Origin of the sequence: Flintibacter hominis (assembly GCF_014287965.1) — a bacterium.
GTDB lineage: Bacteria > Bacillota > Clostridia > Oscillospirales > Oscillospiraceae > Lawsonibacter > Lawsonibacter aceti.
In genome coordinates this window covers 14,671-27,016 of record NZ_JACOPO010000006.1, presented here as the reverse complement: position 1 = coordinate 27,016, position 12,346 = coordinate 14,671, and the positions used below count along the sequence as shown (strand labels likewise).

The following is a 12,346-nucleotide window of genomic DNA, read 5'->3' as shown; positions in this document are numbered from 1 at the left end:
GGGGAGGAGAAAATCACAACAAAAGATAAACAGGACTCAAACAATTTCAAACGCCGCCGAGAAGCGATAGACTTCTCAGCGGCGTTTTATCAGTTATTGCCGGTTTAGGCGGTAGCCTGCGCCCCATACGGTTTCGATGAGTGTGGGGTGAGCTGGGTCGTCCTCCACCTTGTCCCGGATGCGGCCGATGTGGACGGTGACAGTGGCGCTGTCCCCCAGATAGTCACAGCCCCAGATGGCCTCAAACAGCTTTTCCTTGGAGAAGACCACATTGGGGTGCTCCGCTAGAAATTTCAGCAGAGCGAACTCCCGGTTGGGCATCTTGACCTCCCGCTCCCCTTTAAAAACCTTCCAACTCTGGGGCAGGATACGGAGATCCCCAACCGTGAGGGCCTCCTGTTCCTCCTGGCCGCCGGTAAGCCGGGCATAGCGGGCCAGATGGGATTTGACACGGGCCACCAGCTCCGCCGGGTCAAAAGGCTTGGCGATGTAGTCGTCCGCCCCAAGACCCAGCCCCCGGACCTTGTCTACTGACTCGGTACGGGCAGTCACCATCAGGATGGGAATGTCTATTTTGTCCCGAATGAGACGGCAAACGTCGTACCCATTGCAGCCAGGGAGCATCAGATCCAACAGGATCAGGTCATACTCCCCCTTCAGTGCCTCTGTGATGGCGGCCTGTCCGTTGTCTACCGCCGTGATCTCATAGCCCTCCATCTCCAGATAGTCCCGCTCCAACATAGAGATAGCCTGGTCGTCCTCAGCCAGCAGAAGTTTAGCCATGGCAGTCGTCCTCCCTTCGGGGCAGGGCGATCTCAAAGACCAGCCCCCCGTCGTTTTTAACCCGGATAGTCCCTCCGTGGGCCTCGATGATGCATTTGGCGATATACAGCCCCAGGCCGCTGCCCTCGCCGTTCTGGCTGCTCCGGGCCTGGTCCTCCCGCCAAAACCGTTCAAACAGGCGGGGCAGACACTCCTGCGCTACCCCGTGACCATTGTCAGCGAAGCGGACGCATTCCATGTCGCCCTGCCGCCATACGGTCAGGGTGAGGATTAGCGGATTGGCCCCGGCGTACCGAAGGGCGTTGTCCTTCAGATTGTTCAGTACCCGGTAGATCTGCTCTGAGTCCATAGACACCGGGTGAGCGGCGGGGATCATGTGGAGATCCACCCGGCCGCCCTCCTGTTCCAACTCCTGGCCAGCCTCCTGGACAAAGTGGGATACAAAGTCCCCCAGATCGGCGGGCTCGGGAAAGAGGGGGAGGTTCCCTGTCTCCAGGCGGGAGAAATCAAATAGCCGTTGGAGCAGTATGTCCATATCACAGGCCTTGCGGTAGGCGATATCCAGATACTGGAGCTGGCGCTCGGGAGTTTGGGCCACCCCGTCCCGCAGTCCCTTGATATATCCCTTGACCGAGGTGAGGGGGGTGCGGAGGTCGTGGGAGATACCAGATACCAGATCGGTGCGGGCCCGCTCATAGGCCGCGGACTTCTCCCGCTCGGCCAACAGGTGCTCCTGCATCTGGTTAAAGGCGGTACATACCGAGGAGAACTCATCCTGTCCGCCGTAGTCCACCGGCTGGGAGAAGTCCCCCTCCTCCACACGCCGGGCAGCCCGGGCGAGGGCGTCCACCGGTGCCAGCAGCCTTCTGACCTGCCGGCGGGTAAACAGCAGATTGAGCGCCACGATAACGACAATGGCGGCCATTCCGCTAAGGACCATGGAAAGGACGGCGATCTCAGCCGGGGGCCTCTTGCTGCCCAGAAACATGGGCATGGCGGGGGTGGAGACTGATACAACCGAGTAGTTGTCGCTGATTGTGCCTACCATGACCATATCAGCACTCTGGATAGTGATAGGGGTGGCCTCCACCCAGTTCGCTTCCTGGCCCACCTCATGGTATAGCCGGTCCTGGGCCGGATCCAAAGAGGAGAATACAGGATCCCCCTCCTGTGTGGTGACGGTCAGTGCATATCCCCGTGTCCGAAGCTGATGGTCCAGGGCGGGCCAGTCTTTTCGGATGATCTCCTCCCCTTGGAGCAGTTCCTGCACCTCAATGGTAGCAGTCACGTCCATGGATGCCACGCTCTGCCGCCGGTAGTTTTCTGCGGTAAAGTGGGTGGTTACCCCGCTGACCAGCAACATGACCACCAGAGCCGTAAACACCGATATAGTATTATAGAAAAATAGGTGTCGCTTGATGCTCATACAGACACCTCCCATAATAATGATTTTATTATAGTGCCTGTTTGTAAAAAAAGAAGGGGGAAAATCTAAACTTTTTACAAATTCGGACAGATGCGCTGCCGGGCGGCGGGGTGGACTGGTATAGGGCAGCGTCCTAGGTGTCCCTTGTACCCTGTGGCGGGCTGTGGTAAAATGACAGAAACGAGGGGAGAACCGGCGGGACAAGCGGGGCTGACCTCCCTTCCTAAACATTGGAGGAGCGGAACGATGGCCCATGTGATCGAGATAACGGACTGGAGGGCGCCAGAGCTGGATCTCTTTGCCCGACTAACAGAGGGGCAGCTTCGTAGCCGGAGAGAGCCGGAAAAGGGGATCTTTATCGCAGAGAGCGCCAAAGTGATTGGACATGCTCTGGACAGCGGCTGTCAGCCCATCGCCCTGCTGATGGGACACAAACATTTGGAGGGAGCGGGGCGGGCTCTTATAGAGCGGTGCGGGGAGGTGCCGGTCTACACCGCGGACGACCAGATTTTGACGGCGCTGACCGGCTATCACCTCACCAGGGGGATGCTGTGTGCCATGGGACGTCCGGTACTGCCCAGGGTGGAGAAGGTGTGCGCCGGCGCCCGCCGAATCGCTGTCCTGGAGGGGATCGTGGACGCGACCAATGTGGGGGCGATCTTCCGTTCGGCGGCGGCGCTGGACCTGGACGGCGTGTTGGTCACCCCTACCTGCTGCGACCCGCTCCATCGCAGGGCGGTCCGGGTAAGTATGGGTACTGTCTTCCAAATCCCGTGGACCTGGATTGGGAGCGACGCCTCCCAGTGGCCCAGGCCTGGACTGGAACGGCTGAAAGAGCTGGGCTTCCGGACAGCGGCCCTGGCTTTGGACAGCAGGGCGATCAGCATTGAGGACCCGCACCTGATGGCGGAGGACAAGCTGGCCCTGGTCTTGGGAACAGAGGGGGATGGCCTGGCTCCTGCCACAGTGGCCGGGTGTGACGATACGGTATGCATCCCTATGGGACACGGGGTGGACTCTCTCAACGTGGCAGCAGCCAGCGCGGTGGCCTTTTGGCAGCTGCGGGTGAAAAAGAAGGGGTAAATATGGCGGATATTATCACCTTCCGCGGTGGCAGAGAGGCCCCGGAAGGCCTGGACCGGAGGGCGCTCCTGGCCTGGCTGGACCGGGTGAGGGATCAGATAGACCGGTTAGACGGACAGGAACCAGAGCATATGGGTACAGAGGAACACGAACGCTGGGGAGAGCTCCATGAGGAGCTGGAGGACCTGGTGGACGAGCTGCAGGACCGCCTGGATGAGCTGGGGCAGGACTAAAAAACATTCTGACGTATTTAAACCTCCATGCGAAAGCGCAGCTGCCGACAATTCGGCAGAGCTCAAGTCAAACGTCCAGCTGATTCTGAGAGCTGGAAAGGTATGAGAAGGGCATACGGATATATCTGCTATTTGCTTTGGTACCATCAAAGCAAACAGGGCCAGTGAATGTATCGCTGGCCCTGTTTGCTTCCATATAATGAAATTATATTTTTCCTTGTCGCCGTTTAAGTGTAACGTTTTTGCGTTTCGAGATTCTATCTGTAAGATAATCCTAATTTTGGAGATGCGGGGAGGCCGGGTTAAGATCATATGCTGCTGAGTATTCTGTTGAATCTGTCAATGAAACTATCATCGCTCAACTGTCCCAGTATCTGATATGAGAAGATTAAGCCTTTGCTCCCTTTCTTTTCTTGACCTGCTTGCTCACTACACCGTAAACAAAGAAACCTACGATGATGAGAAGGATAACCAGGCTGACTGGACGGGTCACAAAAATCATATAGCTGCCCTTGGAAAGCATAAGAGACTGCCGGAAATAGCTCTCTAAAGAGGATGCTAGTACAACTGAGAGAATGAGGGGGCCGGTAGGTAGCTTGAATTTTTTCGTCATATAGCCAAAGAGGCCAAACAAAAGCATCAACCACACGTTGAAGAAGCTGTAATTGAGTGCGTACGCACCTACGCAGCACAGGGTAAGTACTAATACGGACAAATTTTTGTCTACCAGGCGAATGGCGTTGACGAACAGGGGAATCATCAGCAGATTAGAGATTAGCAGGAACACATTGGCGATGGTCAGAGCGGCGATCATGGCCCACACGATATCCCCCGACTCAACCATCAGCAGGGGGCCGGGGCGCATACCAAACATAATAAAAATACCCAATAAAATTGCGGTGCCGCCGGATCCTGGAATTCCCATAGTGACTAGAGGAACTAGAGCGCCACCCACCGAGGCGTTATTAGCGGCCTCTGGAGCGGCAAGGCCGGCCGGGATTCCCTGACCGAATTTTTCCGGTGTTTTAGACAGCTTTTTCTCGGTAGCATAAGCTAAGAAGGTTGCGATTGTGCCGCCAGCGGCGGGAAGGATTCCAATTACGGTGCCGATAATGGAACCGCGGAGCATGGGCATAGAGACATCCCTGATCTCTTTTCCTGTCGGGATATATTCGCTCATTTTAAAGTTTGGCTTGCCTAAATTCAAATGAACCTTGTGCTCGATGTTGTGCAGCACTTCACCGATACCGTACATTCCCATTATGACAACTACGAAATCAATGCCTTCAAGCAGTTCCGGGGTGTAGCAGAACCGGGTGTAGCCAGAAACAAAGTCACATCCTACAAGACCGATTACAAATCCAATCGCGGTCATAAAGAGTGCCTTGATTACAGAGTCACCTGCTAGTAGTGCGATAGTACATAGCCCTAGCAGAAGCAGCATAAAATATTCTGGTGCGCCAAAATTGATGACCAGAGAAGCAATGGTAGGTGCCAGAAATACCAGTACGACAATACCGAAAAAGCCCCCCAGGAACGAACTAATTGCGGAGATGCCTAGTGCGAAGCCGCCTCTTCCCTGCTGCATCAGGGGATATCCATCCAGGCAGGTCACAATGGCCGGTGCGTCGCCCGGCGTATTAATTAGAATTGAGGTAATACGTCCACCAAACATACACCCCATATAGACACCCATCAACAGCGCCAAGCCGGCAGAAGCATCCATTGTAAACGTGAGAGGAATCATAAGGGCCAGACCGGCAGATGGGCCAAGGCCGGGAAGTGCCCCCACGATGGTTCCTACCATAGAGCCAAGAAAGATAACCACCAAATTATAGGGTGTCAGGTTTACTAAGAAGCCTGCCCCCAGATTTTGTAGAATTTCCATGTGTTTTCCTCCTCAGCTCAGAAAAAATTACAGATGGTCATGGGAACCTGTAGCCAGGTGTGAAAGATTAGATAGATGCCAAGCCCAGTGACCAGGGAGACTTTCAGCGCAGATGTAAGGCCGTTCCTCTCAATGAAGAAAATAACACAGAAAATATAGACGATAACGCTGAGAATTATGCCGATATATTCCATGGCCAGAATTAACAGCGCAGTAGACATCAGATATAGGCCAAGCCGTCCATACGCACTTTTATCAATGGAGGCTGTATCCTTGTGACGGGAATCCATAATCAGCAGTAACACGCAGCCCACCAGGATCGCCCCCAGCATAATACTAGGAAGGAAGCCGGGCCCGATAGTATATTGGGAATCCTTGGGCAGTCCCATTGCCTCTGGGATCATATACGCAGAAACTGCACCCATAAAGACAAGGAATACCCGGTACATGGTAATCATAAAAACAGAAGTACCTCCCTTTCCTTTTGTGATGGCGGGGGGCGGCTTCGGTCGTCCCACCCGCTATTCACATTAGATTAGACCCGCCTCTTGTAGCGCAACGGTAAACTCCTCATTTACCTCATCCAGATAAGCCTTGAAGTCATCCCCCAGCAGAAAATAGGGCTCCACACCATTGGCTTCCAAATAATCATTGTGCCAGGCTTCAGATTCATTCACCTTGGTCATTAAATCATAATAAAACTGCTTTTCCGACTCAGTGATGTCAGCAGCGGCGCACACACCGCGGTACAGGCTCATCTCGATATCGTAGCCCTGCTCTTTTGCGGTGGCAATATCGGGATTGGCGTCCAGCCGCTCCGGGGTAAAGGTGGCGATACAGGTAAAGTCGCCATTGTTGATATACTCCGAAACTGTATTGTAATTACAGCAGATGCTGGTTACCTGATTGCCCAGCAGAGCGGTTACCTGCTCGCCGTCACCATTATAAGGGATGTAGTTGATTTCAACACCCTTTGCCTCGTTGAGTTTATTGGTAATGATGTAATCGATGGTGCCCACGCCGGTGCCGCCGAGAGAGACATCCGGCGTCTCCAGCAACTCGTCCAGGTTCGTGATCCCGGAGTCGGTGCGCACCACAATAATCGAGGGATCCAGGCCCAGGAGCGCAATGGGGGTGAAGTCTTCATAGTTAAACCCAAGATCGGTCTGCAGCGGAGTTGTGGTAAAGGAAGAAGTGGTGCACATGAGGTAGTGGGGATCCCCGGCGTGCCCGTCTACATAGGCCATACCGATAGCACCGGAACCACCATCTTTGTTTACCACATTAAAGTTAGCACTGCTGAGATTTTCGTCTGCAATGATCTTCTGCATTGTACGCAACAAAATGTCATGTCCGCCACCAGCAGCATAGCAGGCAACTAACTCAATAGTCCGGGAAGGCTTCCACTCTTCTCCATTTCCACTACTGGAGGGCTCCGAAGTGGAACTTCCGCCGTTGGAACCGGAATTCGATTCAGGACCGGACGTATTGCTGCTGCAGGCCATCAGATTGAACATCATTGCAAGTGCTAGTGCCAAAATGGATAAACGCTTCATATTCAGTCCTCCTATTATAACAAATAAGATATGGGAATGATCCTATAATCACCCTGCTGGTATTATATCAGTTTTTGACATTTTGAAAAAATATCAAAAAACGATGTGGATATAAGTAATTTTTATATGTATTATGATGGATCTGCCTTGGCGCTACCGTTTAATTTGATAAATCACATCAATAACTGACCCGTCTCTGTATTCCACAATACACACCACTCGGTCAGTTGTCTCAATCGGGGCTGGTATACCAGTTAGTGATTCTGCCAACTGCTGTAACTCCTGAATTGTAACCAGCTTCAGGTTTGCCCGCTCCAGATCTTCGCATAGCTCCTGATAATGTACATGTTTGGGATTCAACGCTATTCCAGCTTCTGTCACCACTGCGGCGACGGTCTCACCCGGAGTACAACAGGTAAATACCCGTTTTGTAATAGAGGGGGTCCGCCCTCTTAAAACTGGAAGGCAAACAATACTGATATCTGCGCCCGCAGCCACATCAGGGCCGCCTCCCAGCCCTCCCAGCATCTCTCCAGACGATCCGGTCAATATATTGACATTGAAGTCGATGTCTACCTCCAACGCGGCCAGTACACCGAAGGTCAGCTTATCCAGCATTGCTCCTTTCGTAAACGCATTGGAATAAACTGAGTTATCGATCTCCAGAATATTTGCATCTTCCACGATGGCCCGGGCCGCTACGGCGTCAAAGCTCTGGCTGCACTCCAGCACGCGGACCAGCTTCTTATGATACATCTCTATGATGCTGGCTGTCATGCCTCCCAACGCAAAGCTGGCAGTAACGCCCCTCTGCTCCATATGCTGGGCCAAATAGTTAGTGCAAGCGATGGAGATAGCTCCCGCTCCGGTCTGGAAGGAAAAACCTGTCTGGAAGCGCCGTGAGGCGGCCATGACATCGGCGGCACGGCGGGCGATGATCAGATCTCTAGGGTTTTTGGTCATTCTGGCGGCGCCCTTCCCAATTTTTTCCGGATCCCCCACTTGCTCTACCTTCACCACCACATCCACAAACTGCTGAGAAATACTGGCAGGAGTACAGGGATAATCCACCAGAAAATCTGTAATAACTACTACTTTATCTGCGCTGCGTTCATCGATAAAGGAGTAGCCCAGGGCGCCACAGGCATTGGGACCGATCTGCCCCGTGGCATTTCCGTATTCGTCAGCGGCAGATACTCCAATGAATGCCACATCAATGTTTAATTCTCCCGCCTCTATGGCCCTGGGTCTAGCGCCATGGGTGCGCAAGATAACGGGATGATCCAGTAGGCCTTCCAGAACCGCATCCCCCAAATCGCCCCGAATTCCGCTGGCCTCAATACGGCGGATGGTGCCATCGCGGACAAAGTCTACTACCGAAGGTTCTTTGATATTAACTACCGCACTGGGCGCAAAGGTAAGATTCTTGATTCCCATCTCTCGGATGGCAGTCAGAACTTGCCCAATCACTTTATCGCCTTCCCGGAAGCTGTGATGGAAGGAAATGGTCATGCCGTCCTTTAGTCCTACCCGTTCAATGGCCTCCTTCAGGGAAAAGACCAACTTTTCTGTATGGGAAAAGCTCTTTCCTGCCCGGCGCAGTGTGTGAATCGGTACTTCGGAAGGCATCCCTTCATAGGCTCCCTGATAGGGCCTGACCTTATATTCGCCAATTTGTTCTGGTAATTCCCGGCCAACCGCATTCTTCATCCTAAATCACCATCCTGTCCAGCTTAATACCGGCGGCCTCGGCCTGGGCCAAAGTGGTTCGCGCCCGCATTTCAATCGGTTTGTCGATCATGCTCCCATCCAGAGTAACTGCCCCCTTGCCTAACTGTTTCCCTTGTTCCACCGCGTCCAATACCCGTAGCGCATAGTTGATTTCTTTTTGGCTCGGCGTGAAAAAGCTGTTGACTACGTCAATCTGTCTGGGATGAACCACCGTTTTCCCGTCAAAGCCCAAATTTTTCGCCAGCGCTGTGTCTTCTCGCAGCCCTTCTTCGTCGTTGATATCGCTGAATACTACGTCAATGGCATCGATTCCCGCAGCCCGGCAAGCCAACAGGACTGCATTACGAGCATAGAAAACTTCCAGTCCTTTTTTTGTCCGCTGCGCCTTCATGCTGGCGGTCAAATCCTCTGCGGAGACGGTAAGCGCCACCACTCTAGGATCAGCAGAGGCAATTTCCTGAGCATTGATTATCCCCATATAAGACTCAATATTACAGATCAGATCTATTTTCCCAACTTCAAGCCCGACCTGATCTTCAATCTGAGCTATCCGCTGAGAAATGCTCTGAACCTCTTTGGCATATTCAATTTTTGGAAGGCGGATGGCGTCTGGATTGGCTCGTACTACCGCCTGTAGATCCTCTTCGAAATACTCAGAATACAGCGCGTTGATGCGGATAGCTACATACTTGTTCCGTGGACGATGATACTTCATCATTTGATAGATAAGGAGCCGTGCGGCGTCCTTTTCCGATGCCGGCACTGAGTCTTCCAGATCGTAAACTAACATGTCCTCATTGTAGAACACCGCCTGTATCATATTAACTGGACTGCACCCGCTGGCATAAAGCCCTGTGCGTTTTAAATGAATCTGTCGTTCAGCCAAGACAAGCACCCTCCCTCGACCAGTCATAGGAGCGTTCAGCAGCCCGCAGAGCCGCACATTGAACCCGAGCACGAATCACACAGTCCAGTGCGCCCCGATCCACAATGGAAATTTGCGCCCGCTCCACACCGAGTTCAGCTAGTGACTGCCGCGTCGTCTCCAAAATTGACGCCCCAAACATCATTTCCACATCACTTTGAAGGTCGATTTTTATTCCACTCTCCCCAGGACGTACTGTGACCATACAGTCACTGGACTCCATACTCCCGGCCATTGCTGGTTTTTTGATTTCCATAGCTATCCCCTCCCAGATTTTTTGTCCACTTATATGAAAATCTTGGTTCTTTCCTCTGGATGGGTACAGTATATCACGATTGAAATTGTGAGCAGAAATACAAAAAGAAAATGTACCTCAAATAAAATGCTTATACTGCAACTGCTTGGGCAATAAGAAAATGTGATGGGCCTCATTGAATTTTTATGTTTGCGCTCCAGTAATGTTCCTCTTATAATAATATTACTATCACTATGGGGTGAGAAGGGAATGGATGGAGTCGAAATCCGGGAAATTTGCCTGTCGCTCCGCTGGGAGCGTGAATCTCTGTCTCAGTTTTTATCTGCACATGGCCTACGCCTAGAGCCCGATGTGGAGTGTGCGTTCGGTCTATACCAGGAGGACACGCTCTCCGGCTGTGGATGTGCTTGCGGACCGCTGCTGAAGTGCTTTGCGATTGACGCACCTCTACAGGGACAAAATGGGCTGGGCCTTCTACTTTCTAGCCTGACCCAGGACCGGTTTCAAAAGGGATACTTCAATCTGTTTGTTTACACCCGTCCTCACAATGCCGCCATGTTTTCCCGTTGCGGTTATACCGTCGTGGGGCAAACAGACTGTGTCGTCTTGCTGGAAAGTGACCACAACGGACTCGACAGCTATCTGGCAGGCATTCCACGTCCCGTCAAAAGACTAGATCGTATCGGCGCGGCAGTAATGAACTGCAATCCGTTTACACTAGGACACCAGTACCTGATTCAACAGGCATCCAGCCAATGTGACCTGCTGTATATCTTTGTCGTAGAGGAGGACCGCTCGTTTTTCCCTTTCCTGGACCGCCTGTCCCTGGTCCAGGAGGGAGTTCGGCATCTGCCTAATGTCTTGGTCTGTCCCGGCGGTCAGTACATGATCTCCAGCCAAACATTTCCCGCCTATTTTCTCAAGGATACAGAGTGCGCATCTGACCTGCAAAGCGAGCTAGATATTACGATCTTTGGCGAGCGGATTGCCCCTGCCTTAGATATCCAGGTTCGCTTTGCGGGGCAGGAACCTCTGGATCCAGTGACACGCCAGTACAATAAAACCATGACTCATCTTCTTCAACGCTACGGCATATCCTTTGTCGAATTTCCCAGAATTATGTCAGGTGGTGAGCCAATCAGCGCCTCTCGGGTGCGTAAACTGCTTGGAGAACATGGTTGCGTGACCCCAGAGTTGTCCAGCCTAGTGCCAACCTGCACGCGGGATTATCTTCTTCGCCGCTTTGGTAGCACACGATAACCGTAGTCGGATGATTATACTCAGGACCATTATCTGGGTTTGCTCCAGATAGGGACCATATTTTTCTGGATAGTCTCAGTTTTCTACAAAATAAAATTCTGCGTTCCCCTGTGTCCCAAAACGCAAATTTTTTTCTATCGTTTCTCGCCTGTGTGGGCAGAAACGTCAGGGAGGAATGTGGGAGTGGATGCGCAGTACGGAATTGGGTATCAAGAAAAAACATATGTTATTTCAGGGAGGTACCTGTATGACCTTTAAGGATCTGGAATACTTTGTCCTGATTGCCGAGAAGGGGAGTATAACCCGAGCCGCCTCCCAACTTTTCGTCGCTCAACCTGCTCTGAGCCAGTGTATACAGAAGCTGGAAAAAGAGACTGGATCGGAGCTGTTTGTTCGTAATAACACGGGCGTTGTTTTGACTAGTGAGGGACAGTGTTTTTTTGAATTTGCCCAGAAGGTTCTGAGGGAGCAGGCACAGTTGAAACAAAGGCTCCGAGATGTGGATAACTCAGAAAACGGAGAGATTCGGCTTGGCTTTACCGGCACTCAGGCTACCTATGTGCTCCCTTACATCCTCCCTGATTTCCAGGCAAAGTATCCTGGGATTTCCGTTACCCTCATCGAGGCCACCAGTAGCCAAATTGAGCAAAAGCTCGTCCGCCACGAGGTTGATATTGGGATTCTACATCTCCCGGTTCTTCAGGGGGAGTTGGACTACTTTGAATTCAGTAAGGACAATATGATTGTCATTCCCAGTCGGCGAAGTCGCTATAAGGAATTTGTTTTTCATAAGCCTGGACTTGAGCAACCATATATTGATCTGGACTTTTTCAAAGAGGAGCCCATCATTCTTACCCTGCCTGGTCAGCGCAGCCGTATGGTTTGCGACCAGATTCTAGCCAACGCCGGTATTGTCCCGAAAATCTGCCAGATTAGTCGAAATCTGAGTACGCTAGATGCGCTCTCACAGGTAGATTACGCATCGGTTATCATGCCAAGTAAACAGATATCCCTGGCACTGCAACAGCGGGAATCTTTCCGAATCGACGAGCGGTTTGCCACACCCTATTCTTTTGTTTTGTCCACTCTGAAAAATGCCTATCTTTCTGTAGCGGTAAGACATCTGCAAAGAGAGTTTTTGGTGAAAAAATATACCTTTTAATGGACCATTGACTATCCAATCTGTCGCGGGCGGCCTCTGCAGG

General features: G+C 52.1%; 12 protein-coding genes. 4 read left to right on the top strand and 8 right to left on the bottom strand.

All coding sequences use genetic code 11. The features are described from left to right. Window positions 1-93: 93 nt before the first annotated feature. Window positions 94-783 carry a response regulator transcription factor gene (locus tag H8S11_RS09800; protein ID WP_147571243.1) on the bottom strand — a complete coding sequence of 230 codons (690 nt, stop codon included), beginning with the start codon at window positions 781-783 and terminating at the stop codon, window positions 94-96. Beyond that, window positions 776-2,209 carry a sensor histidine kinase gene (locus H8S11_RS09795; RefSeq protein ID WP_186852996.1) on the bottom strand — a complete coding sequence of 478 codons (1,434 nt, stop codon included), beginning with the start codon at window positions 2,207-2,209 and terminating at the stop codon, window positions 776-778. The genes H8S11_RS09800 and H8S11_RS09795 overlap by 8 nt, the downstream gene beginning before the upstream one ends. 246 nt (window positions 2,210-2,455) lie before the next feature. Here H8S11_RS09795 and H8S11_RS09790 point away from each other — a divergent pair, with 246 nt between their 5' ends. Both H8S11_RS09790 and H8S11_RS09785 read left to right on the top strand, forming a co-directional pair. Continuing rightward, window positions 2,456-3,292 carry a TrmH family RNA methyltransferase gene (locus tag H8S11_RS09790; protein ID WP_186852995.1) on the top strand — a complete coding sequence of 279 codons (837 nt, stop codon included), beginning with the start codon at window positions 2,456-2,458 and terminating at the stop codon, window positions 3,290-3,292. A 2-nt stretch (window positions 3,293-3,294) separates the two neighbouring features. Then, window positions 3,295-3,525 (top strand): hypothetical protein, encoded by a 231-nt coding sequence (locus H8S11_RS09785; protein WP_147571240.1) that lies wholly within the window; start codon window positions 3,295-3,297, stop codon window positions 3,523-3,525. Between the two features lie 388 nt (window positions 3,526-3,913). On the opposite strand, the gene H8S11_RS09780 is transcribed toward H8S11_RS09785, so the two are convergent. The 6 genes from H8S11_RS09780 to citD all read right to left on the bottom strand — a co-directional run bounded on the left by H8S11_RS09780 (window position 3,914) and on the right by citD (window position 9,881). Then, window positions 3,914-5,413, bottom strand: coding sequence for a tripartite tricarboxylate transporter permease (locus H8S11_RS09780; RefSeq protein ID WP_186852994.1), 1,500 nt, complete (start codon window positions 5,411-5,413; stop codon window positions 3,914-3,916). Between the two features lie 17 nt (window positions 5,414-5,430). Then, window positions 5,431-5,871, bottom strand: a complete 441-nt coding sequence (locus H8S11_RS09775) for a tripartite tricarboxylate transporter TctB family protein (protein WP_186852993.1) — start codon at window positions 5,869-5,871, stop codon at window positions 5,431-5,433. 72 nt (window positions 5,872-5,943) lie between these two features. Continuing rightward, the gene (locus H8S11_RS09770; RefSeq protein WP_186852992.1) at window positions 5,944-6,969 is read right to left on the bottom strand and encodes a Bug family tripartite tricarboxylate transporter substrate binding protein; all 1,026 of its coding nucleotides are present in this window, start codon (window positions 6,967-6,969) and stop codon (window positions 5,944-5,946) included. Between the two features lie 153 nt (window positions 6,970-7,122). After that, entirely contained in the window at window positions 7,123-8,679 is a 1,557-nt protein-coding gene (gene citF / locus H8S11_RS09765; protein WP_186852991.1) for a citrate lyase subunit alpha, read from the bottom strand. A gap of 1 nt (window position 8,680) precedes the next feature. After that, window positions 8,681-9,595: an aldolase/citrate lyase family protein gene (locus H8S11_RS09760; RefSeq protein ID WP_366461087.1), complete on the bottom strand. Its 915-nt coding sequence runs from the start codon at window positions 9,593-9,595 to the stop codon at window positions 8,681-8,683. Beyond that, window positions 9,579-9,881: a citrate lyase acyl carrier protein gene (gene citD / locus H8S11_RS09755; protein ID WP_186852989.1), complete on the bottom strand. Its 303-nt coding sequence runs from the start codon at window positions 9,879-9,881 to the stop codon at window positions 9,579-9,581. Before citD ends, H8S11_RS09760 begins: the two co-directional genes overlap by 17 nt. Window positions 9,882-10,130: 249 nt before the next feature. On the opposite strand from citD, the gene citC reads away from it, so the two are divergent. Both citC and H8S11_RS09745 read left to right on the top strand, forming a co-directional pair. Beyond that, window positions 10,131-11,141 carry a [citrate (pro-3S)-lyase] ligase gene (citC, locus tag H8S11_RS09750; protein WP_186852988.1) on the top strand — a complete coding sequence of 337 codons (1,011 nt, stop codon included), beginning with the start codon at window positions 10,131-10,133 and terminating at the stop codon, window positions 11,139-11,141. Between the two features lie 247 nt (window positions 11,142-11,388). Beyond that, window positions 11,389-12,303 (top strand): LysR family transcriptional regulator, encoded by a 915-nt coding sequence (locus H8S11_RS09745; protein WP_186852987.1) that lies wholly within the window; start codon window positions 11,389-11,391, stop codon window positions 12,301-12,303. Window positions 12,304-12,346: the final 43 nt, after the last annotated feature.

Excerpts from the sequence above, each read along its gene's own strand:
- H8S11_RS09800 (WP_147571243.1), bottom strand. The coding sequence starts at position 783 with ATGGCTAAACTTCTGCTGGCTGAGGACGACCAGGCTATCTCTATGTTG.
- H8S11_RS09795 (WP_186852996.1), bottom strand. The coding sequence starts at position 2,209 with ATGAGCATCAAGCGACACCTATTTTTCTATAATACTATATCGGTGTTT.
- H8S11_RS09790 (WP_186852995.1), top strand. The coding sequence starts at position 2,456 with ATGGCCCATGTGATCGAGATAACGGACTGGAGGGCGCCAGAGCTGGAT.
- H8S11_RS09785 (WP_147571240.1), top strand. The coding sequence starts at position 3,295 with ATGGCGGATATTATCACCTTCCGCGGTGGCAGAGAGGCCCCGGAAGGC.
- H8S11_RS09780 (WP_186852994.1), bottom strand. The coding sequence starts at position 5,413 with ATGGAAATTCTACAAAATCTGGGGGCAGGCTTCTTAGTAAACCTGACA.
- H8S11_RS09775 (WP_186852993.1), bottom strand. The coding sequence starts at position 5,871 with ATGATTACCATGTACCGGGTATTCCTTGTCTTTATGGGTGCAGTTTCT.
- H8S11_RS09770 (WP_186852992.1), bottom strand. The coding sequence starts at position 6,969 with ATGAAGCGTTTATCCATTTTGGCACTAGCACTTGCAATGATGTTCAAT.
- citF (WP_186852991.1), bottom strand. The coding sequence starts at position 8,679 with ATGAAGAATGCGGTTGGCCGGGAATTACCAGAACAAATTGGCGAATAT.
- citD (WP_186852989.1), bottom strand. The coding sequence starts at position 9,881 with ATGGAAATCAAAAAACCAGCAATGGCCGGGAGTATGGAGTCCAGTGAC.
- citC (WP_186852988.1), top strand. The coding sequence starts at position 10,131 with ATGGATGGAGTCGAAATCCGGGAAATTTGCCTGTCGCTCCGCTGGGAG.
- H8S11_RS09745 (WP_186852987.1), top strand. The coding sequence starts at position 11,389 with ATGACCTTTAAGGATCTGGAATACTTTGTCCTGATTGCCGAGAAGGGG.